The sequence below is a fragment of the Streptomyces anulatus genome, from assembly GCF_000721175.1.
In the GTDB taxonomy this organism is placed as follows: Bacteria; Actinomycetota; Actinomycetes; order Streptomycetales; family Streptomycetaceae; genus Streptomyces; species Streptomyces anulatus_C.
In genome coordinates, this window is record NZ_JOEZ01000007.1 from 185,156 (window position 1) to 210,365 (window position 25,210).

Below are 25,210 nucleotides of genomic sequence, written 5' to 3' on the forward strand. Positions count from 1 at the left end.
CGGACGCAGCACGACACAGCCCGGCCCAGGACGACGCAGGTCGGTGGAGGGAGCGGAACATGGGCAACGCCGAGGACGCACGAATCCCCGAAGGTGCGGAGGTCCCCGAGGGCGCGGTCGGCCCCGAGGAACAGTGGCTGGGCCCGGTCCTGCGCCGCAGGGAGCAGGTCCAGCCCGGCACGACCGACCAGAGGCTGCTGGACTCCGAGGGCGATTCCGAGTGGGTGCACACCGACCCCTGGCGGGTGATGCGCATCCAGTCGGAGTTCGTCGAGGGCTTCGGCGCGCTCGCCGAACTGCCGAGCGCGATCAGCGTCTTCGGCTCGGCCCGCACCCCGGCCGGATCTCCGGAGTACGAGGCCGGGGTGGCGATCGGCAAGGCACTGGTCGACGCGGGCTTCGCGGTGATCACCGGCGGCGGCCCGGGCGCGATGGAGGCCGCGAACAAGGGCGCCCGGGAGGCGAAGGGCGTCTCGGTCGGCCTCGGCATCGAACTGCCCTTCGAGTCGGGCCTCAACCCGCACGTCGACATCGGCGTCAACTTCCGCTACTTCTTCGTCCGCAAGACGATGTTCGTGAAGTACGCCCAGGGCTTCGTGGTCCTGCCCGGCGGCCTCGGCACCCTGGACGAACTCTTCGAGGCGCTGACCCTCGTCCAGACCGGCAAGGTCACCCGCTTCCCGATCGTCCTGTTCGGCACGGCCTACTGGGGCGGCCTGATCGACTGGCTCCGCGACACGGTGGTGGCCCAGGGCAAGGCCTCGGAGAAGGACCTGCTGCTCTTCCACGTGACGGACGACGTGGAGGAAGCGGTGATGCTGGTCACGAAGGAGGTCGCCGGTGAAATCGAGCCCGGCCACCTCAAGCCCGCCCGGCGTTCGAGGGTTTCTGTTCAGGCAGATCCGGCCCGATCGAGCCGGCCCGGCGACTGAAGGCATCGGTACCAGCCCCTCCGGCGCTTGAGGAGCGGGGTCCGGGGGCAGCGCCCCGGACCTCACCCGCCGGGCAGGCGGCAGGCCCCTACGCCAGCCCCCGCCGGGCAACGGCAGGAGCCCGATGCCCGGCGATGGACGCCACCATGTCCAGGACCTGCCGCGTCTCCGCCACCTCATGCACCCGATACACCTGCGCCCCCAGCCACGCCGAAACCGCCGTCGTGGCGAGCGTGCCGATGACACGTTCCTTCACCGGCCGGTCCAGCGTCTCCCCGACGAAGTCCTTGTTGGACAGGGACACCAGCACCGGCCACCCGGTCTCCGTCATCTCACCGAGCCGCCGCGTCGCCTCCAGCGAGTGCCGGGTGTTCTTCCCGAAGTCGTGACCCGGGTCGATCATGATCCCGTCCGCCCGCACCCCGAGCTCCACCGCCCGCTCGGCCAGCCCCACCGTCACCCGCAGGATGTCCGCCATGACGTCGTCGTACGCGATCCGGTGCGGCCGGGTCCGCGGCTCCGCACCGCCCGCGTGCGTGCACACCAGACCCGCCCCGTACCGCGCGGCGACCTCCGCCAGCTTCGGGTCCACCCCGCCCCACGCGTCGTTCAGCAGGTCCGCCCCGGCCTCGCAGACCGCCTCGCCCACGTCGTGCCGCCAGGTGTCCACGCTGATCACCACGTCCGGGTGACGGCGGCGGACCTCGGCGACGAACCCGACCGTGCGGCGCGCCTCCTCCGCGGCGCTCACCTCCTCGCCGGGGCCCGCCTTCACCCCGCCGATGTCGATGATCGCGGCGCCCTCGGCCACCGCCTCCTCGACCCGGGCGAGCGCCGGCTCGTCCCTGAACGTGGCGCCCTGGTCGTAGAACGAGTCCGGGGTCCGGTTCACGATCGCCATGATCACCGGCTCGTGCGGACCGAATTCCCGCCGCCCCAGCCTGAGTGCGCCGCTTCGCATCCCGATCTTCCTCCCAGATAGCCCGCCTGCGACCCTAACGGTCGGCCCTGACTGTCCGTGCCGCATGGCACGATCGGAGCCGGACGAGGTTTCCGCCCCCGGGGAGATGCGCGTGTTCTGGTTCTTGCTGCTCACGATGGTCGTGGTCGTCACCGCGGTCACCCTCGCGGTGGTCGGCGGCGGGGGGAGCGCGGTGCTCAGGGACGTCCCGCCCGAGCGGTTCACCGACCCCCTGCCCGCGACCCGCCCGGTCGGCCGGGCGGACGTCGAGGCGCTGCGCCTGCCGATGGCCCCCCGCGGCTACCGGATGGCGGACGTCGACGAGGCCCTGTCCCGGCTCGGCGCCGAACTGGCCGAGCGCGACGCCCGGATCGCGGAGCTGGAGTCCACCCTGGCCGGGGCGCAGGCGACCGCGGTGACGACGGGCACCGACCTCTTCGAGCAGCCGGGCGACGAGCAGACCGGCGGCCCGGACCGCGCCGAGGAGGACGGGCGATGAGCGGCGGCGCCCTGGCCGCCCCCGACGGCGGGCTGCGCTGCCCGTGGGGCCTGTCCACCGAGGACTACCTCGGCTACCACGACACCGAGTGGGGCCGGGCGGTCCACGGGGACGACGCCCTGTTCGAACGGCTCTGCCTGGAGGCCTTCCAGTCCGGGCTCTCCTGGCTCACGATCCTGCGCCGCCGCGAGACCTTCCGTACCGCGTTCGAGGGATTCCGGATCGAGGCGGTCGCGAAGTTCACCGATGCCGACCGGGAGCGGCTCCTGGCCGACCCGGGGATCATCCGCAACAAGGCCAAGGTCGACGCGACCCTCGCCAACGCCAAGGTGCTCGCCGACTGGCCGGCCGGGGAGCTGGACGAGCTGATCTGGTCCTACGCCCCCGACCCGGCCGGCCGGCCCACCCCGCGCACGCTGTCGGACGTCCCGGCCGTCACGCCGGAGTCCACCGCGCTGGCCAAGGCGCTCAAGAAGCGCTCGATCCGCTTCGTCGGCCCCACCACCGCCTACGCGCTGATGCAGGCCTGCGGACTGGTCGACGACCACCTCGCGGACTGCGTGGCGCGCGGCGGCGGCAGCGCACCGCGCTGAGCCGCGGCTACTTCCCGCGGTAGACCGGCTTCTCCTTGGCCAGGAACGCCTCCACCGCGATGGTGTGGTCCTGCGACGCGCCCGCCCGGGTCTGGAGTTCGTCCTCCTTCTCCAGCGCCTCGGCGAGCGTGTGCCCGGCGCCGTACGCCATCGACTCCTTCAGCGCCGCGTACGCCACCGTGGGGCCGTCGGCGAGGGTGCGGGCGACCGCGGCGGCCTGCTCGGCAAGCTCGGCCGCCGGGACGACCCGGTTGACGAGGCCCAGCTCCAAGGCGTCCTGCGCGGAGATCGAACGCGGGAAGAACAGCAGATCGGCGGCGCGGCTCGGCCCGATCAGCCGGGGCAGGGTCCAGGACACGCCCGAGTCGGCGGTGAGTGCGACGCCCGCGAACGAGGTGTTGAAGGAGGCGGTGTCGGCGACCACCCGGTAGTCGGCCGCGAGCGCGAAGCCGAACCCGGCCCCGGCCGCGACGCCGTTCACCCCGGCGACGACCGGCTTCGCCATCTCCGTGATCGCCCGCACGATCGGGTTGTAGTGCTCCTGCACCGTGCTCAGCGCGTTCCCGCCGCCCGCCTCGCGGGTGGCCGAGAGCGTGGCGACGTGCTCCTTGAGGTCCTGGCCGACGCAGAAGGCGCGCCCGGTGGCCGTGAGCAGCACCGCCCGGACGCCCGTGTCCGCCGACGCCGCCAGCAGGGCGTCCCGCAGCGCGACCTTCGCCGCGGTGTTCATGGCGTTCATCGCGCCGGGTCGGTTGATCGTGATCGTCGCGAGACCCTCGCTCACGTCGTACAGGACGGTGTTCGCCGGCTCGTCGGCCATTCCGGTATCCCCTCGCTGCTCGGGCATCGTTGCCACTTCAGGCAAGCATGGCCGATCCGGAGCTGGGCAGAGATGTGACCTGCGTCTAACAATTGGCTCTCACCTGGGGGTCCGGGGCGGCGCAGTATCGCAGCCGGATCGCCGAATTGGGTGGTTTTGCGAGAGCGCGTTGCGCAAGCGATGCAGACCGATGTTGGTCATCGGGGTCCTTGATGCGGGATAATGGCGAAGAAGCAATGTGTTCGATGCCGGTGAGGCAGCGCCTGTCATGGGGCCGCCGGTTGCGATGAGCTGGTTTCAGGAAGGGGAACGAGCATGGCGGCCATGAAGCCGCGGACGGGCGACGGCCCGCTCGAGGTGACAAAGGAGGGGCGGGGCATCGTCATGCGCGTTCCGCTCGAAGGCGGCGGTCGGCTTGTTGTCGAGCTGACTCCGGACGAGGCCGATGCCCTCGGCGACGCGCTGAAGAAGGTCGTCGGCTGACGCGGAACGCCCATCACCTTCACCACTGCCCGGTACGGATTCCGTGCCGGGCAGTGGTGCGTCCTGATGAGGATCTACGTGCTCACCATGAGGATCTACGTGTTCAGCCGCGCCGGACCGCGCAGAGCAGGCCGTCGCCGACCGGCAGCAGGGTCGACATCATCTCCTGGCTCTCGCGCACCGCCCGCAGCAGGTCCCGCAGCCGCAGCACCTCGGGCGGCTGGGCCGCGGAGTCGACGGTGCGGCCGTCCGCGAAGACGCCCTCGAAGCAGACCAGGCCGCCGGGCCGCAGCAGGCGCAACGATTCGGCGAGCACGTCGAGGCTCTCCAGCCGGTCGCCGTCGCAGAAGACGAGGTCGTAACCGCCGTCCGCGAGCCGGGGCAGGACGTCCAGGGCGCGGCCGGGGATGAACCGGGCCCGGTTGGTGGCGAAGCCCGCCTCGCGGAACGCCTCCCGGGCGAACTGCTGACGCTCGGGCTCGGGATCCACCGTGGTCAGGACCCCGTCCGGCCGCATTCCGTGCAGGAGATAGATGCCGGACACGCCGGTGCCCGTGCCGATCTCCGCCACCGCCTTGGCGTCCGCGGCGGCGGCCAGCAGGCGCAGCGCAGCGCCGGTGCCCGGTGACACCGAGCGAAGCCCCAGCTCGCGAGCCCGTTCCCGGGCCACGTGCAGTGCTTCGTCCTCGGCGACAAAGGCGTCGGCGAACGCCCAGCTCGTCTGCCGGTTGGCGGTAATGACCCTCTCCTGTCCCCGTAGTTGGCGCAACGGTGACTGTATCCGCTGGAGCCGGGAACCCGCAGATGGGACCGGGCGTTGTGCAAGGAGTGGGGAAAGCGCAGCGACCAGGTCCGCGGATCGGACCCGCGAGCTGCGGGGAAGTTCCGGGCGACGCCCGGCCCCATCAGGGAAAAAAGGCTTATCCGGAGCTAACGGGCGAGGTGGCTATGGTAGGGGCTCCGCTGGACACCACCAGAGCCGATAGGGGAGGTGCGGCTGCGCCTGTGGACCGGAGAGGGGTGCTGCGGCGCCTGCTCAGGTCGGCCGGCGAGCCGAAATCCGTGACCGACATCGCTGACCGTTCTTCCGAAGACTCCGCACCGACCGCGACCTTCGCCTCTGATGCGGATTCTCAGGCGTGGACCCCGCCCTCATGGGAAGAGATCGTCAGCACGCACAGCGGTCGCGTGTACCGCCTTGCCTACCGGCTGACGGGAAACCAGCACGACGCCGAGGACCTGACCCAGGAGGTCTTCGTCCGGGTGTTCCGCTCGCTGTCGACGTACACGCCCGGCACCTTCGAGGGCTGGCTGCACCGCATCACCACCAATCTCTTCCTGGACATGGTCCGGCGCAAGCAGCGCATCCGGTTCGACTCCCTGGGCGACGACGCGGCCGAGCGGCTGCCCAGCCGTGAGCCGTCCCCCCAGCAGGCCTTCAACGACACCCACTTCGACGCCGACGTGCAGCAGGCGCTGGACACCCTCGCGCCCGAGTTCCGTGCGGCCGTGGTCCTCTGTGACATCGAGGGCCTCAGCTACGAGGAGATCGCCGCCACCCTCGGGGTGAAGCTCGGCACCGTCCGCAGCCGTATCCACCGCGGTCGCTCGCATCTGCGCAAGGCGCTCAAGCACCGTTCGCCCGAGGCCCGCGCCGAGCAGCGCTCCCTGGCGGACGCGGTCCTGGCGGGGGAGGGCGGAACGGCGTGAGCGGCACAGGACCCACCCCTACGGAAGCGCACCTGGGGGACCGCCTCGCCGCGCTGGTCGACGGCGAGCTGAAACACGACGCCCGCGAGCGGGTCCTGGCCCACCTGGCGACCTGTGCCAGGTGCAAGGCTGAGGCCGATGCCCAGCGTCGCCTCAAGAGCGCTTTCGCCATGTCCGCCTCGCCCTCGCCCTCCGAGGGGTTCCTGGCCCGCCTGCAGGGCCTTCCCGGGGGTCCTGGCGGCGACGACACCAGCTCCGGCGGGCCGTTCGGCGGCCGGAGGCCCTTCGCCGACGAGTTCTTCCCCGGGCTGCGGACCTCCGGCGCCGGCACCCGCGCCGACACCGCGCCCTCTCCCCTGGACGGCTTCGGATACCTCCCCGCCACCCACGGCTCCACCGCCGTGCTCCCCGGCGGCTCGGCATCCGGTTCGGTCTTCCGCATACACGAGGTGGCCCGCGACGCGGACCGCTCGCCCTGGCGTGGGCGGCGCTTCGCTTTCGCCGCGGCCAGCGCCGTCTCCATCGCGGCCATCGCGCTGGGCGGCACCCTGCCGCTGGACTCCGGCCCCGAATTCTCCCTGCGCGCCGAGGGCACCGGGAACAACGTCACCCCGCTCGACGCCGAGACCCGCGCCGAGAGCGGCGCCACAGCGGTCAGCCGCCGGAGCGGCGGCGCCCTCGCGGTGGCCGGCGGCGGCCGGGCGACCGAGCGGCCGGTGTCCGGCACGGTCCCGGCCGGGACGAACGGGCTGCCTCCGTCGTTCACCGGGAGGACCCCGGCGGTTCCGGCCGTCAGTCCTCCGGCGAACCGGCAGGGGCTGCCTACCGCTCCGCCGCTGTTGGGCGTCCCGCACTCGGGCGCGCAGCCCTTCACGCTCCCCGTGCTGAACGTGTCCGTCTCCCCGTTGATACGCCCGACGACCTCCGGCGCCCCGCTGCTGGCTGCTGCGCTCGGCAATGTGGCGCCGCCGAAGGCGATCCCCTCCGCAGTCCCCCCGGGGCCGCCCCCGGGCCCGCCCGCCAACGATCTGGCGAGCCCGCTTTCCCCTCGGCCCTGACCGGACCCTGCGGGACGATTCGCAAACCTGGTTGAATTCCGGTGAGGGACGCCTCTGTGGGGCGTGCAGAGGCCAGTTGCGGGGAGAACATGGACGACGGGAAGCCCACCGGGCCGCAGGCGAAGTGGTGGAGCCGCCCTGCGGCGGACGGCACGGGCCGGGCGCCCGGCGCCGCGGACCGGGCGGACGACGCCCGGCCGCCGGCATCAACACCTACCCCGTCGGACACTCCGATGGCCGCGGACCGCGAGCCGGCCGCCCAGGTACCGGACGCGGTCCCGTCCCAGGCCCCGGCCGGGCCGTCCGAGGCCTCCGGCGGGCCGGACGAGCACGGCGGCCAGGAGATCCCGGGCCCCCGCCCGTCCGGACCCCCGCTGCACGAGCCCGACGAGTACAGCACCCCGCCCTACGGCGGCCCCGGCCCCTGGGCGCCGGCCCCGCCGGTGCAGCGGCCGACCCCGGCCCACGGCACCGTCGTACCGCCGGGGGCCGGAGGACCGCCCCCGCAGTACGCCGCGACGAACGGCGCCGGAATCCCGGCCCCCGCGCCGGCCCCGCAGCCCGCGCCCGCCGACGCCGACGGCTTCCCGCTCTCGCCCCCGCAGCCCCGGACGCCCGCCCAGCACCCGGCGCCGGCCGTCCACCCGCCGCACGCACCGCAGCCGCCGCAGGGGTCCCCCGAGCATCAGGGGCCGCACCCCTCACCGGCGCCCCAGCGGCACTCGCAGTGGCTCCAGTACGACCCGTGGGGCGCGCCGGGGCAGCCGCTGACCCGGCCGGGGCCCCCCGAGGGCGTCGAGCCCGGCCGCAGGAAGAAGCGCCGGGGCGGGGCTTTCATGGGGGTGCTCCTGCTGGCCCTGGTCGCCGGCGGCATCGGCGGCGGTGTCGGCGCGTACATCGAGCGCAACGGCGGGCTGACCACCGTCGAGCTGCCGCAGGCGGGCCGCGACAACGGGGACCGGGCCCCCGAGAGCGTCGCGGGCATCGCCGCCAGCGCCCTGCCCAGCGTGGTCACCCTGCACGTCAGCGGCACCGCCGAGTCCGGCACGGGCACCGGCTTCGTCCTCGACGGCCAGGGCCACATCCTCACCAACAACCACGTCGTCGCCCCGGCCGGGTCCAGCGGCGACATCACCGTGACGTTCAGCAGCGGCGAGACGGCCTCCGCCGAGCTCGTCGGCAAGGACAGTGGCTACGACCTCGCGGTCGTCCGGGTCCGCGGGGTCTCCGGCCTCAAGCCCCTGCCCCTGGGCAACTCCGACAACGTCCAGGTGGGAGACCCGGTGGTGGCCATCGGTGCCCCCTTCGACCTGTCCAACACGGTGACCTCGGGCATCATCAGCGCCAAGCAGCGGCCGATCACCGCGGGCGGCGAGAAGGGCGACGGCAGCGACATCAGCTACGTCGACGCCCTCCAGACCGACGCCCCGATCAACCCGGGCAACTCCGGCGGGCCGCTGGTCGACAACCAGGCCCATGTCATCGGCATCAACAGCGCCATCCGTGCGGCCGACAGTGCCCGGGGCCCCGAGGCGGGCGGCCAGTCCGGCTCCATCGGCCTCGGCTTCGCGATACCCATCAACCAGGGCAAGCGCGTCGCCGAGGAGCTGATCAGCACCGGCAAGGCGACCCACCCGGTCATCGGCGTCACGCTGGACATGAAGTACGCCGGCGACGGGGCCAAGGTCGGCACGAAGGGCGCCGACGGCACTCCCGCCGTCGCGAAGGACGGGCCCGCGGCCAAGGCGGGCATCAAGTCCGGCGACGTCATCACCCAGGTCGAGGGCCAGCGCGTGCACAGCGGCGAGGAGCTGATCGTGAAGATCCGGGCCCACCGGCCGGGCGACGACCTCGACCTCAAGCTGACCCGCGGCGGCGAGGAGCGGACCGTGACCCTGACGCTCGGCTCGGCGAGCGGCGGCTGAGAGGCTGTCGGGTGTCGTCGCACGACCGTCCGCCCGGCGGCACCGCGAGGTACCGCCCGGACACCTTCGACAGGTACCTTTGAGCGGTCCGGGCAGCGGGGAGCCCCGGGCCGCGATCGCACGGAGAACACGCGGAGAACACGAGGAGCAGCAAGGTGTTCAATGACATAGGCGCACTGGAGCTGTTGACGCTCGGGGTGCTGGCCGTGCTGGTCTTCGGCCCCGACAAGCTGCCCAAGCTGATCCAGGACGTCACGCGCACCATCCGTAAGATCCGCGAGTTCTCGGACAGCGCCAAGGAAGACATCCGCTCCGAGCTGGGCCCGCAGTTCAAGGACTTCGAGTTCGAGGACCTCAACCCCAAGACGTTCGTCCGCAAGCAGCTGATGGACGGCAACGACGACCTGGGGCTGAAGGAGATCCGCGAGAGCTTCGACCTGCGCAAGGAGATGGCCGACGTCACCGACGTGGTCAACGGGCGCACCCCGGCCGCGTCCGATACCGCCAACAGTGCGGCGAACGGCTCGGCGGGCGCGTCGTCGGGCGGTTCCACCACCAGCCTCACCAAGACCGGCGACACCGCTCCTGACCTGCTGAAGAAGACTCCGCCGCAGACGCAGCCCGAGCGCCCGCCGTTCGACGCAGACGCCACCTGACCCCGGTCAATCCCGGCTCGTCCGGACGGTATGGCTATTCTCCATCTGTCCGGTTGCGAGGATGCCCAAGCCCGCGGGGGGCGGGCCGCTCCGGATCATGACTGATCGAGGAGGCGGCCGCGCAGATGGAGACGACGAGTCGGATTGATACGGACGGTGTCCCGGGCACGGCCACGGCGGAGGAGGTGCCGGCGGCCCGGCGTACCGTCGACGGCTACCGGGAAGCGACCTTCCCCTGGTACGGGCTGGACGAGGCCTTCACCGGCCCCCGCTGGCTGATGCAGGTCGGCACCGCGGCGGACGGCACGGTGCAGCACGGTGCGACGGGCCACGGTGACGAGCCGTCGCTGAAGTCGGACGGCTCCGCCGACAAGGAGCGCTTCGCGGCGGTGATCACCGTGGCCGCGAGCCCGGTGAGACGCAGCGGTGACGGTACGGGCGTGCTGGACGCCACCACGGTGTCCTCGGCGGCCTGGCTCGCGGGCTCCGGGCTGCTGGCGTACACCTGGCCGCCGCAGATGGACCACACCCTGCGCGACGACTGGCTGGACCAGCAGACCGAGACGGCGTTCACCCTCGCCGACGACCTCGGCAACGCGCCCTGGTCGACGCTCTCCCTGCCGGTGGACGGCGTGCCGGTGGAGTTCCACTACCGCGAGTCCGAGTTCGGCTGGGTGCTCGCCGGATCCGCCCACGAGGGCGTGCACATCGGGGCGTACGGGCGGGGGATGAGCGCGTACGGGCTCGGCTTCGCGGCCATCAAGGACATCGAGACGTACGCGTAGCGACGTCAGGTACGCGCAGCGACACCGACAGGGCGGGCCGGATGACCACCGGCCCGCCCTGTCCGCCGTGACCGGCGTCAGAACTTGTTGCGCGGGGTGATCCCCAGCGACATGCCCGACAGACCGCGCTGACGGCCGCCCAGCTTCTCCGCGATCGAGCGCAGCGCGCTGCCGGCCGGGGAGTCGGGGTCGGACAGGACGACCGGCTTGCCCTCGTCGCCGCCCTCGCGCAGCCGTACGTCGATCGGGATCGAGCCGAGCACCGGCACCTCGGCGCCGACCGTGCGCGTCAGCCCCTCGGCGACCCGCGCGCCGCCGCCCGAGCCGAAGACGTCGACCATCTCGTCGCAGTGCGGGCACGGCATGCCCGACATGTTCTCCACGACGCCGACGATCTTCTGGTGGGTCTGCACGGCGATCGAGCCGGCCCGCTCGGCCACCTCGGCCGCCGCCTGCTGCGGGGTCGTGACGACCAGGATCTCCGCGTTCGGCACGAGCTGTGCCACCGAGATCGCGATGTCACCGGTGCCCGGCGGCAGGTCGAGCAGCAGGACGTCCAGGTCGCCCCAGTACACATCGGCGAGGAACTGCTGGAGCGCCCGGTGCAGCATCGGACCGCGCCAGACCACGGGCGCGTTGCCCGGGGTGAACATGCCGATGGAGATGACCTTCACGCCGTGTGCGGACGGCGGCATGATCATGTTCTCGACCTGGGTGGGCTTGCCGTCCGCGCCCAGCATCCGGGGCACGCTGTGCCCGTAGATGTCCGCGTCCACGACTCCGACCTTCAGCCCGTCGGCCGCCATCGCCGCGGCGAGGTTCACCGTCACCGAGGACTTGCCGACGCCGCCCTTGCCGGAGGCGACCGCGTACACCCGGGTCAGCGAGCCGGGCTGGGCGAAGGGCACCTCCCGCTCGGCGGTGCCGCCGCGCAGCGAGCTCGCCAGGTCCTTGCGCTGTTCGTCGCTCATGACGTCGAGGGTCACCTCGACCCGCGAGACGCCCTCGACCCGGGCGACCGCCTCGGTCACGTTCCGGGTGATCGTCTCGCGCATAGGACAGCCGGAGACCGTGAGATACACCGTGACAGCGACTACACCGTCAGGATCGATCTCGACCGATTTCACCATGCCCAGCTCGGTGATCGGGCGGTGGATCTCCGGGTCGTTCACTGTCGACAGTGCCTCAAGCACCGCGTCTTCCGTAGCCATACCGACGATGTTACGGCGCTGGGGCCTACGGGCGGGTAGCCCGTCAGCGGTCGCCTTCGTCACTCTCGGATGTGAGGAGGATCTGCCGGTCCTCCATGTCTCTCACCATGTCCTGGAGTTCCGAGCGGATCCAGTCGCGGGTGGCGACCTCGCCGAGGCCCATCCGCAGTGCCGCGATCTCCCGGCTGAGGTACTCGGTGTCGGCGATGGAGCGCTCGTTCTGCTTGCGGTCCTGCTCGTGGGTGACCCGGTCCCGGTCGTCCTGCCGGTTCTGCGCGAGCAGGATCAGCGGGGCCGCGTACGAGGCCTGGAGCGAGAGCACCAGGGTCAGGAAGATGAACGGGTACTCGTCCCACCGCAGGTCCTTGGGCGCGAGGATGTTCCACGCCAGCCAGACGATGATGATCAGTGTCATCCAGACGATGAACCGCCCGGTCCCCAGGAAACGCGCGATCCGCTCGGAGAACCGGCCGAACGCCTCGGGGTCGTACTCCGGCACGATCCTGCGCCGCGGCGACCTCGGCAGGTCGAGCCGGGTACGCGGCGGGCGCACGATGCCGGATGCGCCGGTGGAGGCGGCCTTGGACCGCTCCTCACCGGCCATGGTGGATCCCCTCCTCGCCGTGGAAGTCGGTCTCGCGCCAGTCCTCGGGCAGCAGGTGGTCCAGGACGTCGTCCACGGTCACCGCGCCCAGCAGCGAACCGCTCTCGTCCACGACCGGCGCCGAGACCAGGTTGTACGCGGCCAGATAGCTGGTCACCGTCGGCAGCGGGGTGTCCGGGGGCAGCGGCACCAGGTCGCTGTCGACGATCGAACTGACCAGGGTGAACGGCGGGTCGCGCAGCAGCCGCTGGAAGTGCACGGTGCCCAGGTACTTCCCGGTCGGCGTCTCGTCGGGGGAGCGGCAGACGTACACCTGTGCGGCGAGGGCCGGCGACAGGTCCGCCTGCCGGACCCGGGCGAGCGCGTCGGCCACCGTGGCGTCCGGGCGCAGCACGATCGGCTCGGTCGTCATCAGACCGCCCGCCGTGCGCTCCTCGTAGGCCATCAGGCGGCGGACGTCGGCGGCGTCGTCCGGACGCATCAGGGTCAGCAGCCGCTCCTTGTCCTCCTCGGGCAGCTCCGAGAGCAGGTCGGCCGCGTCGTCGGGGTCCATCGCCTCCAGGACGTCGGCGGCCCGCTCCTCCTTGAGCTTGCCGAGGATCTCCACCTGGTCGTCCTCGGGCAGCTCCTCCAGGACGTCGGCGAGCCGGTCGTCGTCCAGTGCGGCGGCCACCTCGGCCCGGCGCTTGGGGGAGAGGTGGTGCAGGGCGTTGGCCACATCGGCGGGGCGCAGCCGTTCGAACGTGGCGACCAGGTTCTCGGCGCCCTGCCCGTGCTCCTCCAGCGAGAAGCCGCTGACCGCCGACCACTCCACCGTGAGCGTCTCGCCCTTGCGGCGCAGCGCCCCGCCGCGTCCCTTGCGGACGAAGTACTTGTCGATCTCCCAGTCCCGGCGGGCGGGCAGCTGCTGGATGGCCACGTCCAGGACGGTGACCTCCTCGTCGGTCTCGACCAGCCGTACCCGGCGGTCGAGGAACTCGCCGAGGACGAGCCGTTCGGTGGGCCGCTGTTCGAAGCGGCGCATGTTGACCACACCGGTGGTGATGACCTGGCCGGACTCGACGCCGGTCACCCGGGTCATCGGCAGGAAGATCCGCCGCCGGCTGACCACCTCGACGACGAGGCCCAGGATGCGCGGCGGCCGTCCGCCGACCCGCAACATCGCCACCAGGTCGCGGACCCGGCCGACCTGGTCCCCGTTCGGATCGAACACGGGCACCCCGGAGAGATGTGAGACGAAGACCCTGGGGGCTCCTGCCGCCATGCTCCGCCTCCTTCTCCGTGACCAGCGCGTTTCACCTGCCCGGACAGTCGTACGCGGGATCAGGCTAGCCCGTACCGCCGCACCGTGCCCCGGCGGACCCGTCCGTACGGCTGGCTGCCGGACGGCGCCCGCCTCCCGGGTACGCTGCCGTCTGCCACCCCCGATCGCAGTTGAGAGGCAGTGCGCCCGTGACCTCTTTTGCCCCGGCCGTGCGGAACCATCGCCGGACCGCCCTCGCTCTTGTGCTGTGCGGAGGGCTCACCGTGGCCCTGGCCGCCTGCGGCACGGAGGAGGACCCGGACAAGGGGACCAACGGCGTCGCCAGACTCTCCGCCGCCGAGATCGACAAGAAGGCCAGGGCGGCGGCCGGCGCCGCGACCGCGGTGCGGCTGTCGGGCACGCTCGTCAGCAAGGGCGGTACCTACCGGCTGGAGATGCGGCTCAACGCGAAGGGCGGCATGGGCTCGGTGACCTCGAAGCAGCAGAGCTTCGCCCTGCTGCGGGTCGAGGACGAGCTCTTCCTCAAGGCGCCCGCCGAGTTCTGGGCCCTCGAGGGGAGCGGCGGCGGCGAGGGCGGGTCCGCCGACGTGGCGGCCGCCGACAAGCTGGGCGGCAAGTACGTCAAGGTCCCCGAGGGCGACCCCAGCTACCGTCAGCTGCGCGGCTTCACCGACAAGAAGGTCCTGCTCGACGGGGTGCTCGCGCTGCACGGAAAGATCAACAAGGGCGGCCGGGACACGGTCGCCGGGCAACGCACCATCCAGATTCTGGGCGGCAAGGGCGAGGGCGGGGCCTTCGACGTCTCCCTGGAGGGCCGGCCGTATCCGGTACGGGTGGCCCGGGGCGGCGGCGGAGGCACGGTCACGCTGGCCGACTGGGGGCAGGCCTTCCCCCTGGACGCCCCCGAGGAGGACGACACCGTCGACTACGGAGGCCAGCTCCCCAAGTCCTCGGGCTGAGCCCCGGGCCGGCTCAGCGCTTACCGCGCCGCTTCAGCAGCAGCCGGGGGAGCGCGGCCGGTGCCGGCTGCCGGGTGGTGGCGCCGGTCGGCAGCGGGACGGCCGCCAGCGAGGCGTCCGGCAGCGCGGTGCTCACGGTCTCGGGCGTCAGCCGCACCACCGTGCATTCCCTGGCCCACCGCTCCGTCATCGACTCGGCGTCCGGCGCGTTCAGCCGCTTGCCCTTCAGCTCGGCGACCGCCGCCTCCCACTCCCCGGAGTGCGGCGGGAGGAAACGAGACGTCGCGGTCCAGGCGACGATCCGGCCGCCCTTGTCCTTGCTGCGTACGGTCACCTCGGCGCGGCCGCCGTCGGCCAGCCCCTCGGGCAGCGGCTGCTCGCCGGGGCCGCCGACCAGGTGCACCGCGCCCTCGTGCCAGATGTGCCAGACGGCACGGGCCGGCCCGGTGCCCCGTACCCAGATGAGCCCGGACTTCTTCGTGGCCTCCTCGACGAGGGCCCTGTCCAGCAGGTCGGCGGCGGCAGCGGGCGCGGCGGCGTCAGTCATGGGCGCGAGCTTACTCAGCGATCCGGCGCGGGGCTCAGAGCCTGTCGGGTGGCCTTCGACCGGAAAGCGGACGCGGTCCGGTGCGTTGCGGCTCCAAGGGCGCCGGGATGTCCTCGTAGCGGAGCTGCCAGGACGTCTCGGCAACGCCGGAAGCGTGCGTGCCAGGGCGTGGCCGCCGGGTCAGAGGTCACCCGACAGGCTCTCAGAGCCAGCCGTTGCGCTTGAGGATGCGGTGGATGGAGAAACAGACCACCCCGATGACGCCCAGCACGATCGGATAGCCGTACTTCCAGTCGGTCTCGGGCATGTAGTCGAAGTTCATGCCGTAGACACCGCAGATCATCGTCGGCACGGCGATGATCGCCGCCCAGGAGGTGATCTTGCGCATGTCCTCGTTCTGCGTGACGGTCGCCTGCGCCAGGTTCGCCTGGAGGATCGAGTTCAGCAGTTCGTCGAAGCCGAGGACCTCCTCCTGAACCCGGGCGAGGTGGTCGGCGACGTCGCGGAAGTACTTCTGGATGTCGGGGTCGATCAGCCGCATCGGACGCTCGCTCAGCAGCTGCATGGGCCGCAGCAGCGGCGAGACGGCCCGCTTGAACTCCAGCACCTCACGCTTGAGCTGGTAGATCCGGCCCGCGTCCGACCCGCGCGGGCTGCCCTTGGCCGGAGTGGAGAAGACACCGATCTCCACCTCGTCGATATCGTCCTGCACCGCCTCGGCCACCGCGATGTACCCGTCGACCACATGGTCGGCGATGGCGTGCAGCACGGCGGAGGGGCCCTTGGCGAGCAGCTCCGGGTCGTCCTGGAGGCGGTGGCGCAGGGCCCGCAGGGAGCCCTGGCCGCCGTGCCGGACGGTGATGACGAAGTCCCGGCCGGTGAAGCACATCACCTCACCGGTCTCCACGACCTCGCTGGTCGCGGTCAGTTCGGCGTGTTCCACGTAGTGGATCGTCTTGAAGACGGTGAACAGCGTGTCGTCGTACCGCTCCAGCTTGGGCCGCTGGTGGGCGTGGACGGCGTCCTCGACGGCCAGCGGGTGCAGCCCGAACTCCCGGGCGATACCCGCGAATTCGGCCTCGGTCGGCTCGTGCAGGCCGATCCACGCGAAGCCGCCCTCCTCCCGCACCTGGAGCATCGCCTCGTGCGGCGTCGGGGTGGCGGGGGTCACCAGCCGGCGGCCGTCGCGGTACACGGCGCAGTCGACGACGGCGCTGGAGGCGGACGGGTCGCGGGTGGTGTCGTACGCACTGTAGGGGGCGCTGTTCTTACGGAGGGACGGGCGCAGGGTCGGGCGCACGGCGGCGCGCAGGTCACGGATCATCGACATGGCTGGCTCCTTCACGGAGGGCCGTCGGCGAGGGCGTGGAACAGCCCGGAATGAGGACGTGCGCTCACGTCCGCAAAGCGGGCGGCACCGCGCGGGCGCGATGACGGCGTTCGCTACAGACAGGCAAAAACGAAGGGCTCTTCCGTCGCGCGAACGGCTCTCGGGGAGTCGTCCGGACGCGACGGCGATGTCGGCCCGGAACGACCGACGAGGCGTCGGATCAACGGGAAATGCGAGGCGCGGAAGAGCGGTCGGTACTGCACGGTCGACTTGGATCCATGGCAGTCCCCACCTCCTCCGGCCGGTCCCCCGTGGGGGACGACGTGTCGTCGGGACGAAGAAGAGCGACGCTTCTGCGTGCTGTCCCGACCGGCGGCCAGGCTATCAGCCGCCCAAGGCCCAATCCCGTACTTTGCCCATTCCCTATGCGATCTATGCTCGCGGCATGGCAGAAATTCTCGCTCTGGTCGAGGCCCGGCTCATCTCGGCCCTCGGGGAACCGGACGCCCGCGCCGATGTGACGTTCCTCGGCACGGACCGCATCGAGGTGCTCCGCTTCCTCGACGGCGACGTGGTGCGCTACGCGACGCTCGGCATGTCCGGGCAGCCGATGGCCGACCCCACCTCCCCGCTCGCCGACCCGGTGAAGGGCCCCCGCGCCGAGCTGATCCTCTCCGTACGGGGCGGCCTCGCCGACACCGACCAGGTGCTGCGCCCGCTCGCGGTGCTGGCCGCGTCCCCGCAGGTCGAGGGGTTGATCGTGGCGGCCGGCGCCTCACTGGACCTGGGCGAGCCGCTTTGGACCGGTGCGCCGTTCACCTCGGTGCTGGTCGCGGAGTCCGGCGGCCTGGTGGAGGACCTGGAGCTGGACGAGCCGATGGACCCGGTGCGCTTCCTGCCGCTGCTGCCGATGACCCGCAACGAGGCCGCCTGGAAGCGGGTGCGCGGCGCGCAGGAGCTCCAGGAGCAGTGGCTGACGCACGGCACGGACCTGCGCGACCCGCTGCGCACGTCCGTACCGCTGGACTGACGATCCCCGGGGCCTGTCAGCCGGCGAAGACCGGCACGCCGTCCTCCTGCGCGTGGACCTGCTCTTGGTTCCTCGGCCTCGTGGGCCAGGACCGTACGCCGTACGCCCACGACGGCCGCTCCGGCGAGGGCGGCGAACGCCGCGAGCACAACGGGATGTGGACGTCGGTCCACTCCTCGGTCTTCGGGGCGAGGGAAGGGGGCGGCCGCCGCGGCGAACCAGCGGACGAAGTTGTACCCGGCCGTGCACGGACTCCCTCCCCGACTTCCTCCGGAACGCCCTCCGGACCGATGCGTTATGCACAGAATGAGTTAGGCGATCTAATAAGTGTCAATGACATTTATTTTCCCCGGTGAGGGCCACGCTCCGGACGGGTGATCGTCCTTGACGCGAGGACCGGCGGGGAGGACGGTTGGTCCTTATGAGGGGCGAACCCAGTTGCCCGAAGTGCGGTGGCCGGGTCAGGGCGCCCGGTCTCTTCGCCGACGCCTGGCAGTGCTCCGTGCACGGCCAGGTCCACCCGATGCAGCCGGTCATCCCGCCGAGCGTCGAAGGGCTCGGCGTCGTGGTGCACCGTGCGCAGGTCCCCGTCTGGATGCCCTGGCCGCTCCCCGTGGGCTGGCTGTTCACCGGCGTGGCCAGCGTGGGCGACGACCGCAGCGGCGGACGCGCGAGCGCCGTGGCCTGCTCCGGACCCGGTCCGCTGGGCGGGATGGGCGAGCTGCTGCTCGTCGCCGAGGAGCTCGGCGTCGGACTCGGCGCCCGGTACGCCGGAATCGAGGGCCCGGACCCCGGCCGTCATCTGAACGTCGACTCCGCCCCCGACGCCAAGGTCCACGCCGCCGGCCGCCCCACCCCGCTCTGGCATGTCAGGGACGTCCCGGAGGACCGCGCCGTCTTCGCGGGCGAGGCGCGGGGGCTGTGGCTCTGGGCGATCCTGTGGCCCGAGCAGTCGGGGCTCCTGATGTACGACGAGCTGGTGCTGACCGACCTGCGGGACGCCGGGGGGGAGGTGGACCTCGTCCCCTGCGGCGCGCTCACCCCCCGCCTGCTCACCGTCCCCGAGGGGCCGCCCCGACAGGCGACGGGCGAGCGGTAGATCACGCCGGACCGGGGGCGGTCACGACCGGACGCGCGGTGTGCGGCGGTTATCCTTGAGCGGTCCCCCGTCCGCCCGCGAGCCCCGGAGTCAAGCGTCGTGCGCATCGATCTGCACACCCACTCCACCGCGTCGGACGGCACGGACACCCCCGCCGAGCTGGTCGCGAACGCCGCCGCCGCGGGGCTGGACGTCGTCGCGCTCACCGACCACGACACCGTGGGCGGCCACCAGCAGGCCATCGACGCGCTGCCCGCGGGGCTCACCCTCGTCACCGGCGCCGAACTCTCCTGCCGCGTCGACGGCGTGGGCATGCATTTGCTGGCGTACCTCTTCGACCCCGCCGACGCCGAGCTGGAGCGCGCGCGCGAACTCGTGCGCGACGACCGGGTGCCGCGCGCCCAGGAGATGGTCCGCAAGCTGCGCGCCCTCGACGTCCCCATCACCTGGGAGCAGGTCGCCCGCATCGCCGGGGACGGCTCGGTCGGCCGGCCGCACGTCGCCGCCGCCCTCGTCGAACTCGGCGTCGTGCCCACCGTCTCCGACGCCTTCACGCCCGACTGGCTGGGCAACGGCGGCCGGGCGTACGCCGAGAAGCACGAGTTCGACCCCTTCGAGGCCGTCCGCCTGGTGAAGGCGGCGGGCGGGGTCACCGTCTTCGCCCACCCGGCCGCCGTGAAACGCGGCGCGGTCGTCCCCGAGTCCACGATCGCCGCGCTCGCCGACGCCGGCCTCGACGGCGTCGAGGTCGACCACGTGGACCACGACGAGCCGGCCCGGGCCCGGCTGCGCGGCCTCGCCCGCGAACTGGGGCTGCTCACGACGGGCTCCAGCGACTACCACGGCAGCCGGAAGTCCGTCCAGCTCGGCGCGTGCACCACCGACCCCGAGATCTACGGTGAGATCACCCGGCGCGCCACGGGAGCCTTCCCGGTGCCGGGCGCCGGCGGAGCCGCCCGCAGCTAGGGCGTGTTTCGAAAGTCCCGCCTGCTCGGCGACGCCTGGCACGCACGCTCGCCGCGTTGTCGGGATCACCCCGGTACATCCAGTATCGGGGCGACCCTCGACGTCGCTGTCTTCGGATCCCTTTTCCTCACCCTATTTGTGATCATGGACCCGCCCGGGATCACGCCGATCTTCCTCGCCCTCACCGCGGGCCGCCCCGCCAAGGTGCAGCGCAAGATGGCGCTCCAGGCGGTCACGGTCGCCTTCGGTGTGATCGCCGTCTTCGGTCTGCTCGGTCAGCAGATCCTCGACTATCTGCATGTCTCCGTGCCCGCGCTGATGATCGCGGGCGGACTCCTGCTGCTGCTCATCGCGCTCGACCTGCTGACCGGCAAGACGGACGAGCCGACGCAGACCAAGGACGTCAACGTGGCGCTCGTACCCCTGGGCATGCCGCTGCTGGCCGGCCCCGGCGCGATCGTCTCGGTCATCCTCGCGGTGCAGCACGCCGACGGTCTCGGCGGCCGGCTCTCGGTGTGGTCCGCGATCGTCGCCATGCACGTGGTGCTCTGGCTGACCATGCGCTACTCGCTGGTCATCATCCGCGTGATCAAGGACGGCGGCGTGGTCCTGGTGACCCGGCTCGCGGGCATGATGCTCTCCGCCATCGCCGTCCAGCAGATCATCAACGGCGTCACCCAGGTCATCCAGGACTCCTGAGACCCCCGCGGCTCGCGCCCAGGCACCACAGCGCCCCCGCACGGACGTTCCGTGCGGGGGCGCTTCGTCTCTGGCGGCGCAATGCGGTGAGGTCCTTCAGGACCTCATCAGGCGTCATGAGCCCATGGAGCGTTACGAAGCCGAGCTGTCGGCCGGCCGGATGTAGATGCGCCGGCCCACAGATGCGGCCTGCTGCACGATCCGGTTGACGGAGGCCGCGTCCACGACGGTGCTGTCCACGGCGGTACCGTCGACGTCGTCGAGTCGCATGATCTCGAAGCGCATAGGGCTTCCCTTCGTCCGATCCTCCTGCTGGAGAACTACTGGCGCCGGTGGGGCGTCCCACCGGCAAGACTAGGAACGCGAGGCTTCCCTCGCGTTCCACGGGGGTTACAACGGCTTGCCCCCTGCAAACATTCCCTACGCTAAGGAAATTTTTTGGATGTCTAAGTACCCTTCGGTAGCCACACCATCACAGACCATGAGGTCCGCATGAACGAGGCGGACCCGCAGGCCATCGGCGGAGCCGGCCTCGCCGCCCGCCTGGACCGCACCAACGAGCTGCTCCAGCGCATGCTCATCGAGGTCTCCAAGACCCCGTCGACGCACGCCATCTTCGTCGACGCCGGCTATGTGTACGCCGCGGCCGGGCTGCTCGTCACCGGCACCGAGGACCGGCGCTCCTTCGACCTCGACGCCGAAGGGCTGATCGAGGCCTTCATCGACAAGGCCCGCACGATCTTCGCGGACAGCAGGCTGCTGCGCGTCTACTGGTACGACGGGGCCCGGCGCCGCATCCACACCACCGAGCAGCAGGCCATCGCCGAACTCCCCGACGTCAAGGTGCGGCTCGGCAACCTCAACGCCAACAACCAGCAGAAGGGCGTCGACTCGCTCATCCGCACCGACCTCGAATCCCTCGCCCGGCACCGCGCCATCAGCGACGCGGCGCTCGTCGGCGGCGACGAGGACCTGGTCTCGGCGGTCGAGGCGGCCCAGGGCTACGGGGCGCGCGTGCACCTCTGGGGCATCGAGGCCGCCGAAGGGCGCAACCAGGCCGAGCCGCTGCTGTGGGAGGTCGACAGCCAGCGCACCTTCGAACTCGACTTCTGCCGCCCCTACGTCACCCGGCGGCCCGTCACCACCTACGAGGACGACTCCCCGGCCCCCTCCCGGGAGGACGTCCGCTTCGTCGGCGCGCAGATCGCGGCCGCCTGGCTCGCCGCCCGGGGCCGGGAATCCCTCGCCGACCTGCTGCCAGGACACCCCTACCTGCCGGGCTCCGTCGACCAGGACCTGCTGGTGGAGGCGGAACGCCTGCTCCAGCACTCGCTGCGGGGCCACGCGCATCTGCGGCGGGCGCTCCGCGACGGCTTCTGGCAGCACCTGCAGTCGCAGTACTGACGGGACGGGAGGTGGGAGGCCGAGCCCGGCGGGCCGCCGGGGGTGCGTCAGACGGTCTGCAGTCCGTCCCAGAACGCGGCCAGCGCCTTCGCGGTCTCGTGCGGGCGGGCGGTGTTGGGGGAGTGCTCGGCGCCGGCGATCGTGGTGCGGCGGGCGCCTAGCCGCCGCGCCATGGAGTCGAACAGCTCCACCGGCCAGACGTCGTCGCGCTCCCCGGACAGGACGTGGACGGGCAGCCCGACGGCGGCCAGCTCGTCCACCCGGTCCGGTTCGGCGGTCAGCTGGGCCCCGGTGGCGATCAACTGGGCCGGGTGGTGGGCGAGCCAGCGCCGGCGCATGTCCGCACCGTCGCCGGTGTCCGCGTCCTGCGGGGGATCCAGCGCCTGCATCGCCTGCCACACCTCGTCCATGGACAGCACGGCCAGCGCGTCGCTCAGCATCTTCACCTTGTCCCGCTGGGCCGCGACGACCATGGCGGGACCCGAGGACATCAGCGTCAGCGAGCGGAACGGGGTGGCGTCCAGCAGGACGGCGGCGCGGGCGATCTGGCCGCCGAGCGAGTGCCCGAGCAGGTGCAGCTCTCCGTCGCCGCCGCCCAGGGCGGCCACCTGGGCCAGCACGTCACGGGCCAACTCGACCTGGGCGTAACCCTCCTGACGGTCCGTCCCCTGGGACTCGTACTGCCCCCGGCCGTCCACGGCGACCACCCGGTAGCCCGCCGCGCACAGCGGTTCCAGCAGGGCGATGAAGTCCTCCTTGCTGCCGGTGTATCCGGGCAGCAGCAGGGCGGTGGCCCGTGCCGGGGTACGCGGTACGGCGTCCAGGACGGCGAAGTCGCCGCGCTCGGTGCCAAGGACACGGGCGACGGCGCAGGGCGGCGGGGTGAAGGTGGGCGGGCGGCTCATACGGCGAGGCTATCGCCGTCGCCCCCGTCCTGACGTCACCGGGCGGCTCTCCCGGCGGCACCCGGGCAGGTCCGGGCAGCTCCGGGCAGCGAAACGGCCCCGGCCCCCGCGTGTGCGGGGGCCGGGGCCGTTCGTGCTGCGGTGTCGCCGGGAGCGTCAGCTCTCGGTCGTCGTCGCCGACGCCTTGCCCGCCGGGCGGGTGGCACGGCGGCGGCGCGGCTTCGTCTCGGCGGCGGCCTCGCTCACCACGGCCTCGGCCTCGGAGACCACGGCGGCCTCCTGGCTCGCGGTCGAGGTGACGCTGCGGGTGGCACGGCGGCGGCGCGGCTTGGCGTCCGCCTCGGCGGCCGGGGCCTCGACGACGGGCTGCTCGGTGGCGACGGCCTTGGAGGGGGCCTTCTCGGCGGCCTTCTCCGCGGTCTCCGCCGTGTCCGCCTTCGCCCGGGACTTCGTCGTCCTGGTCGCCCGGGCCTTCGGCTCGGCCGACGTGGCCGCGGCCTTCGGCTCGGACTTCGCCTTCGTCGTGGCGTGGGCCGGACGACGACGCGTCTTCATCTCGGGCTCCGGCTCGGCGGCCGGGGCGATCTGGAAGTCGACCTCGTCGGCCGGCTTCACGATCCGGGTGCGGCGGCGCGGCTTGACGGCCTTCGGCTCGGCGACCGGCTCCGCGATGCCCGCGGCGCCCGCCACGGTCTGGAACTCGGCCGGGGCCGGGGCGGCGGCCGGAGCCGCGGCGGCGGGCGAAGCCGTCTCCTCGGTCACCGGCTTCACCGCGGCACGGCTGCGACGACGGCGCGGCTTGGTCTCCGCCACGGTCTCCGCGACCGGCTCGGCCACGGGTGCGGCCTCGGCCACGGGTGCGGCCTCGGCCACCGGGGCGGGAACCACGGGGGCCTCGGCGACCGCCACGGCCGCCTCGGCGACAGCCTCGGTGGCGCTGAGGCGGGTACGGCGGCGGCGGCGCGGCGTACGCGGCGCGTCGGAGGCCTCGTCACCTGCCGGGGTGACCGGGGCGGCCTCCTTGGCGGGTGCGGGCACCGTCGCGGCGCCCTCCTCCGCGGCGGACCCGCCACGGGTGCGGCGGCGCTGACGCGGCGTACGGGTGCGCGGCTCGCGCTCCTCACGGGCGGCCGGGGCCGGGGCGGCGGCCTTGCGGCCACGGCCGCCGGTCTCGCCGAGGTCCTCGACCTCCTCCGCGCGCAGACCGGCACGGGTCCGCTCGGCGCGCGGCAGCACACCCTTGGTGCCCGCCGGGATGCCGAGCTCCTCGAAGAGGTGCGGCGAGGTGGAGTACGTCTCCGGCGGGTCCGGGAACTTCAGGTCGAGGGCCTTGTTGATCAGCTGCCAGCGCGGGATGTCGTCCCAGTCGACCAGCGTGATCGCGATGCCCTTGGCGCCCGCGCGGCCGGTGCGGCCGATGCGGTGGAGGTAGGTCTTCTCGTCCTCCGGCGACTGGTAGTTGATGACGTGGGTCACACCCTCGACATCGATACCGCGCGCGGCGACGTCGGTGCAGACCAGGACGTCGACCTTGCCGTTGCGGAAGGCGCGCAGCGCCTGCTCGCGGGCGCCCTGGCCGAGGTCGCCGTGGACGGCGCCGGAGGCGAAGCCGCGCTTCTCCAGCTGCTCGGCGATGTCGGCGGCCGTGCGCTTCGTACGACAGAAGATCATCGCGAGCCCGCGGCCGTCGGCCTGGAGGATGCGGGAGAGCATCTCCGGCTTGTCCATGTTGTGCGCGCGGTAGACGTGCTGGACCGTGTTCTTCACGGTCGTGCCCTCGTCGTCGGGCGACGTGGCGTTGATGTGCGTCGGCTGCGACATGTAGCGGCGCGCGAGGCTGATGACGGCACCGGGCATGGTGGCCGAGAACAGCATCGTCTGACGCTTGGGCGGCAGCATCGTGATGATGCGCTCGACGTCGGGCAGGAAGCCCAGGTCCAGCATCTCGTCGGCCTCGTCGAGGACGAGCCCGCGGATGTGGGAGAGGTCGAGCTTGCGCTGGCCCGCCAGGTCCAGCAGACGGCCCGGGGTGCCGACGATCACGTCGACGCCCTTCTTGAGGGCCTCGACCTGGGGCTCGTACGCCCGGCCGCCGTAGATCGCGAGAACGCGGACGTTACGGACCTTGCCGGCCGTGAGCAGGTCGTTGGTGACCTGCTGGCACAGCTCGCGGGTGGGGACGACGACGAGTGCCTGCGGCGCGTCGGTCAGCTGCTCGGGGGTGGCGCGGCCCGCCTCGACGTCGGCGGGGACGGTCACGCGCTCCAGGAGCGGGAGACCGAAGCCGAGCGTCTTGCCGGTGCCGGTCTTGGCCTGGCCGATGACGTCGGAGCCGGAGAGGGCTACGGGGAGCGTCAGCTCCTGGATGGGGAAGGGGGACATGATGCCGACTGCCTCGAGGGCTTCGGCCGTCTCGGAAAGAACACCGAGGTCGCGGAACGTAGTCAGGGTGCTGCCTCTTCTGTGAGACGCGGTCCGAGGCGAACGCTGGGGGTCGTACCGTGCCGGGGTTGGTCATCCGGCCGTGGATGGGCCGGGTGGCGCGGGACCACTGCCGTCGCTCGAGCGCTCGTGCCGCTGAGGGGGCCCCTCATCTGCAGTCGTACGTGTCGTACGCACCGCGTGGAGGGCTGTCGGGTCGGAGCCGATCGGGCCACCGACCGGGCATCCTCATTCAAAGGGCGCGCCTCTGACACAGCACAGTGCTCAGTAGGCGCATTACCACTGTACCCCGGATTCGCGCATGTGTGTCGGACGAATTCATCGGAAC

The 25,210-nt window shown here is 72.2% G+C and carries 25 protein-coding genes and 2 pseudogenes; 15 read left to right on the forward strand and 12 right to left on the reverse strand.

Features of this window, described 5'->3' with window-relative positions:
• Positions 1-59: 59 nt before the first annotated feature.
• Positions 60-836, forward strand: a pseudogene (locus IG90_RS0109285) (LOG family protein); the annotation flags it as partial.
• 184 nt (positions 837-1,020) lie between these two features.
• Here the strand turns inward: IG90_RS0109285 and folP are convergent.
• Positions 1,021-1,893 carry a dihydropteroate synthase gene (gene folP, locus IG90_RS0109290; RefSeq protein ID WP_030580364.1) on the reverse strand — a complete coding sequence of 291 codons (873 nt, stop codon included), beginning with the start codon at positions 1,891-1,893 and terminating at the stop codon, positions 1,021-1,023.
• A 64-nt stretch (positions 1,894-1,957) separates the two neighbouring features.
• Between folP and IG90_RS0109295 the strand changes: the two genes are divergently transcribed.
• A complete protein-coding gene (locus IG90_RS0109295; protein ID WP_051860072.1) occupies positions 1,958-2,392 on the forward strand; it encodes a DivIVA domain-containing protein in 435 nt (144 codons plus the stop codon).
• Complete coding sequence (locus IG90_RS0109300; protein ID WP_030580369.1) at positions 2,389-2,985, forward strand: DNA-3-methyladenine glycosylase I; 597 nt, start codon at positions 2,389-2,391, stop codon at positions 2,983-2,985. Before IG90_RS0109295 ends, IG90_RS0109300 begins: the two co-directional genes overlap by 4 nt.
• Positions 2,986-2,992: 7 nt before the next feature.
• Here the strand turns inward: IG90_RS0109300 and chcB are convergent, their stop codons facing one another.
• Positions 2,993-3,805, reverse strand: a complete 813-nt coding sequence (chcB, locus tag IG90_RS0109305; protein WP_030580372.1) for a 2-cyclohexenylcarbonyl CoA isomerase — start codon at positions 3,803-3,805, stop codon at positions 2,993-2,995.
• Positions 3,806-4,120: 315 nt separating this feature from the next.
• Here chcB and IG90_RS41720 point away from each other — a divergent pair, with 315 nt between their 5' ends.
• Positions 4,121-4,288 carry a DUF3117 domain-containing protein gene (locus IG90_RS41720; RefSeq protein WP_003966491.1) on the forward strand — a complete coding sequence of 56 codons (168 nt, stop codon included), beginning with the start codon at positions 4,121-4,123 and terminating at the stop codon, positions 4,286-4,288.
• A 103-nt stretch (positions 4,289-4,391) separates the two neighbouring features.
• Here IG90_RS41720 and IG90_RS0109315 read toward each other — a convergent pair whose 3' ends face one another.
• On the reverse strand, positions 4,392-5,057 hold the full coding sequence (locus tag IG90_RS0109315; RefSeq protein ID WP_033895262.1) for an O-methyltransferase: 666 nt from the start codon (positions 5,055-5,057) through the stop codon (positions 4,392-4,394).
• A 179-nt stretch (positions 5,058-5,236) separates the two neighbouring features.
• Here IG90_RS0109315 and sigE point away from each other — a divergent pair, with 179 nt between their 5' ends.
• The 5 genes from sigE to IG90_RS0109340 all read left to right on the forward strand — a co-directional run bounded on the left by sigE (position 5,237) and on the right by IG90_RS0109340 (position 10,422).
• Positions 5,237-5,998 (forward strand): RNA polymerase sigma factor SigE, encoded by a 762-nt coding sequence (gene sigE / locus IG90_RS0109320; RefSeq protein WP_233435975.1) that lies wholly within the window; start codon positions 5,237-5,239, stop codon positions 5,996-5,998.
• Positions 5,995-7,056, forward strand: coding sequence for an anti-sigma factor family protein (locus IG90_RS0109325; protein WP_030580378.1), 1,062 nt, complete (start codon positions 5,995-5,997; stop codon positions 7,054-7,056). The genes sigE and IG90_RS0109325 overlap by 4 nt, the downstream gene beginning before the upstream one ends.
• An 89-nt stretch (positions 7,057-7,145) precedes the next feature.
• A complete protein-coding gene (locus tag IG90_RS0109330; protein ID WP_030580380.1) occupies positions 7,146-8,981 on the forward strand; it encodes a S1C family serine protease in 1,836 nt (611 codons plus the stop codon).
• A 155-nt stretch (positions 8,982-9,136) separates the two neighbouring features.
• Positions 9,137-9,637, forward strand: coding sequence for a sec-independent translocase (locus tag IG90_RS0109335; RefSeq protein ID WP_030580382.1), 501 nt, complete (start codon positions 9,137-9,139; stop codon positions 9,635-9,637).
• A gap of 125 nt (positions 9,638-9,762) precedes the next feature.
• The gene (locus tag IG90_RS0109340; protein ID WP_030580384.1) at positions 9,763-10,422 is read left to right on the forward strand and encodes a hypothetical protein; all 660 of its coding nucleotides are present in this window, start codon (positions 9,763-9,765) and stop codon (positions 10,420-10,422) included.
• A gap of 77 nt (positions 10,423-10,499) precedes the next feature.
• Here the strand turns inward: IG90_RS0109340 and IG90_RS0109345 are convergent, their stop codons facing one another.
• Genes IG90_RS0109345 through IG90_RS0109355 form a run of 3 tightly spaced genes read right to left on the reverse strand, consistent with a single transcriptional unit; the run spans position 10,500 to position 13,501 of the window.
• The gene (locus IG90_RS0109345) at positions 10,500-11,633 is read right to left on the reverse strand and encodes an Mrp/NBP35 family ATP-binding protein (RefSeq protein WP_030580385.1); all 1,134 of its coding nucleotides are present in this window, start codon (positions 11,631-11,633) and stop codon (positions 10,500-10,502) included.
• Between the two features lie 43 nt (positions 11,634-11,676).
• On the reverse strand, positions 11,677-12,237 hold the full coding sequence (locus tag IG90_RS0109350; protein ID WP_030580387.1) for a DUF1003 domain-containing protein: 561 nt from the start codon (positions 12,235-12,237) through the stop codon (positions 11,677-11,679).
• Positions 12,227-13,501: a magnesium transporter MgtE N-terminal domain-containing protein gene (locus IG90_RS0109355; RefSeq protein WP_030580389.1), complete on the reverse strand. Its 1,275-nt coding sequence runs from the start codon at positions 13,499-13,501 to the stop codon at positions 12,227-12,229. The genes IG90_RS0109350 and IG90_RS0109355 overlap by 11 nt, the downstream gene beginning before the upstream one ends.
• A 188-nt stretch (positions 13,502-13,689) precedes the next feature.
• Between IG90_RS0109355 and IG90_RS0109360 the strand changes: the two genes are divergently transcribed.
• Positions 13,690-14,460, forward strand: coding sequence for a hypothetical protein (locus tag IG90_RS0109360; protein WP_030580392.1), 771 nt, complete (start codon positions 13,690-13,692; stop codon positions 14,458-14,460).
• A gap of 13 nt (positions 14,461-14,473) precedes the next feature.
• Here IG90_RS0109360 and IG90_RS0109365 read toward each other — a convergent pair whose 3' ends face one another.
• Positions 14,474-15,007, reverse strand: a complete 534-nt coding sequence (locus IG90_RS0109365; protein ID WP_030580395.1) for a hypothetical protein — start codon at positions 15,005-15,007, stop codon at positions 14,474-14,476.
• A 202-nt stretch (positions 15,008-15,209) separates the two neighbouring features.
• Complete coding sequence (locus IG90_RS0109370; RefSeq protein WP_030580398.1) at positions 15,210-16,337, reverse strand: magnesium and cobalt transport protein CorA; 1,128 nt, start codon at positions 16,335-16,337, stop codon at positions 15,210-15,212.
• A 445-nt stretch (positions 16,338-16,782) separates the two neighbouring features.
• Between IG90_RS0109370 and IG90_RS0109375 the strand changes: the two genes are divergently transcribed.
• The gene (locus IG90_RS0109375; protein WP_030580401.1) at positions 16,783-17,367 is read left to right on the forward strand and encodes a suppressor of fused domain protein; all 585 of its coding nucleotides are present in this window, start codon (positions 16,783-16,785) and stop codon (positions 17,365-17,367) included.
• Positions 17,368-17,383: 16 nt separating this feature from the next.
• On the opposite strand, the pseudogene IG90_RS45685 reads toward IG90_RS0109375, so the two are convergent.
• Positions 17,384-17,612: pseudogene (locus tag IG90_RS45685) on the reverse strand (MFS transporter); the annotation flags it as partial.
• A 176-nt stretch (positions 17,613-17,788) separates the two neighbouring features.
• On the opposite strand from IG90_RS45685, the gene IG90_RS0109380 reads away from it, so the two are divergent.
• From IG90_RS0109380 to IG90_RS0109390, 3 genes are all read left to right on the forward strand, one after another.
• Positions 17,789-18,466, forward strand: a complete 678-nt coding sequence (locus IG90_RS0109380) for a DUF6758 family protein (RefSeq protein ID WP_030580404.1) — start codon at positions 17,789-17,791, stop codon at positions 18,464-18,466.
• A 99-nt stretch (positions 18,467-18,565) separates the two neighbouring features.
• On the forward strand, positions 18,566-19,432 hold the full coding sequence (locus IG90_RS0109385; protein ID WP_030580407.1) for a PHP domain-containing protein: 867 nt from the start codon (positions 18,566-18,568) through the stop codon (positions 19,430-19,432).
• Between the two features lie 144 nt (positions 19,433-19,576).
• Positions 19,577-20,131, forward strand: a complete 555-nt coding sequence (locus IG90_RS0109390; RefSeq protein WP_030580410.1) for a MarC family protein — start codon at positions 19,577-19,579, stop codon at positions 20,129-20,131.
• Positions 20,132-20,263: 132 nt separating this feature from the next.
• Here IG90_RS0109390 and IG90_RS44745 read toward each other — a convergent pair whose 3' ends face one another.
• Positions 20,264-20,416 carry a hypothetical protein gene (locus IG90_RS44745; protein WP_164493907.1) on the reverse strand — a complete coding sequence of 51 codons (153 nt, stop codon included), beginning with the start codon at positions 20,414-20,416 and terminating at the stop codon, positions 20,264-20,266.
• A 207-nt stretch (positions 20,417-20,623) separates the two neighbouring features.
• Here IG90_RS44745 and IG90_RS0109400 point away from each other — a divergent pair, with 207 nt between their 5' ends.
• Positions 20,624-21,535, forward strand: a complete 912-nt coding sequence (locus IG90_RS0109400) for an NYN domain-containing protein (protein WP_030580414.1) — start codon at positions 20,624-20,626, stop codon at positions 21,533-21,535.
• A gap of 47 nt (positions 21,536-21,582) precedes the next feature.
• Here IG90_RS0109400 and IG90_RS0109405 read toward each other — a convergent pair whose 3' ends face one another.
• Together IG90_RS0109405 and IG90_RS0109410 are read right to left on the reverse strand one after the other, a co-directional pair.
• Positions 21,583-22,440 (reverse strand): alpha/beta fold hydrolase, encoded by an 858-nt coding sequence (locus tag IG90_RS0109405; protein WP_030580417.1) that lies wholly within the window; start codon positions 22,438-22,440, stop codon positions 21,583-21,585.
• A 156-nt stretch (positions 22,441-22,596) separates the two neighbouring features.
• On the reverse strand, positions 22,597-24,822 hold the full coding sequence (locus IG90_RS0109410) for a DEAD/DEAH box helicase (protein WP_030580419.1): 2,226 nt from the start codon (positions 24,820-24,822) through the stop codon (positions 22,597-22,599).
• Positions 24,823-25,210: the final 388 nt, after the last annotated feature.

Coding starts and splice junctions, on each gene's coding strand:
- folP (WP_030580364.1), bottom strand. CDS start 1,893: ATGCGAAGCGGCGCACTCAGGCTGGGGCGGCGGGAATTCGGTCCGCAC.
- IG90_RS0109295 (WP_051860072.1), top strand. CDS start 1,958: ATGGCACGATCGGAGCCGGACGAGGTTTCCGCCCCCGGGGAGATGCGC.
- IG90_RS0109300 (WP_030580369.1), top strand. CDS start 2,389: ATGAGCGGCGGCGCCCTGGCCGCCCCCGACGGCGGGCTGCGCTGCCCG.
- chcB (WP_030580372.1), bottom strand. CDS start 3,805: ATGGCCGACGAGCCGGCGAACACCGTCCTGTACGACGTGAGCGAGGGT.
- IG90_RS41720 (WP_003966491.1), top strand. CDS start 4,121: ATGGCGGCCATGAAGCCGCGGACGGGCGACGGCCCGCTCGAGGTGACA.
- sigE (WP_233435975.1), top strand. CDS start 5,237: ATGGTAGGGGCTCCGCTGGACACCACCAGAGCCGATAGGGGAGGTGCG.
- IG90_RS0109330 (WP_030580380.1), top strand. CDS start 7,146: ATGGACGACGGGAAGCCCACCGGGCCGCAGGCGAAGTGGTGGAGCCGC.
- IG90_RS0109340 (WP_030580384.1), top strand. CDS start 9,763: ATGGAGACGACGAGTCGGATTGATACGGACGGTGTCCCGGGCACGGCC.
- IG90_RS0109345 (WP_030580385.1), bottom strand. CDS start 11,633: ATGGCTACGGAAGACGCGGTGCTTGAGGCACTGTCGACAGTGAACGAC.
- IG90_RS0109350 (WP_030580387.1), bottom strand. CDS start 12,237: ATGGCCGGTGAGGAGCGGTCCAAGGCCGCCTCCACCGGCGCATCCGGC.
- IG90_RS0109355 (WP_030580389.1), bottom strand. CDS start 13,501: ATGGCGGCAGGAGCCCCCAGGGTCTTCGTCTCACATCTCTCCGGGGTG.
- IG90_RS0109365 (WP_030580395.1), bottom strand. CDS start 15,007: ATGACTGACGCCGCCGCGCCCGCTGCCGCCGCCGACCTGCTGGACAGG.
- IG90_RS0109370 (WP_030580398.1), bottom strand. CDS start 16,337: ATGTCGATGATCCGTGACCTGCGCGCCGCCGTGCGCCCGACCCTGCGC.
- IG90_RS0109375 (WP_030580401.1), top strand. CDS start 16,783: ATGGCAGAAATTCTCGCTCTGGTCGAGGCCCGGCTCATCTCGGCCCTC.
- IG90_RS0109380 (WP_030580404.1), top strand. CDS start 17,789: ATGAGGGGCGAACCCAGTTGCCCGAAGTGCGGTGGCCGGGTCAGGGCG.
- IG90_RS0109390 (WP_030580410.1), top strand. CDS start 19,577: ATGGACCCGCCCGGGATCACGCCGATCTTCCTCGCCCTCACCGCGGGC.
- IG90_RS44745 (WP_164493907.1), bottom strand. CDS start 20,416: ATGCGCTTCGAGATCATGCGACTCGACGACGTCGACGGTACCGCCGTG.
- IG90_RS0109400 (WP_030580414.1), top strand. CDS start 20,624: ATGAACGAGGCGGACCCGCAGGCCATCGGCGGAGCCGGCCTCGCCGCC.
- IG90_RS0109405 (WP_030580417.1), bottom strand. CDS start 22,440: ATGAGCCGCCCGCCCACCTTCACCCCGCCGCCCTGCGCCGTCGCCCGT.
- IG90_RS0109410 (WP_030580419.1), bottom strand. CDS start 24,822: ATGTCCCCCTTCCCCATCCAGGAGCTGACGCTCCCCGTAGCCCTCTCC.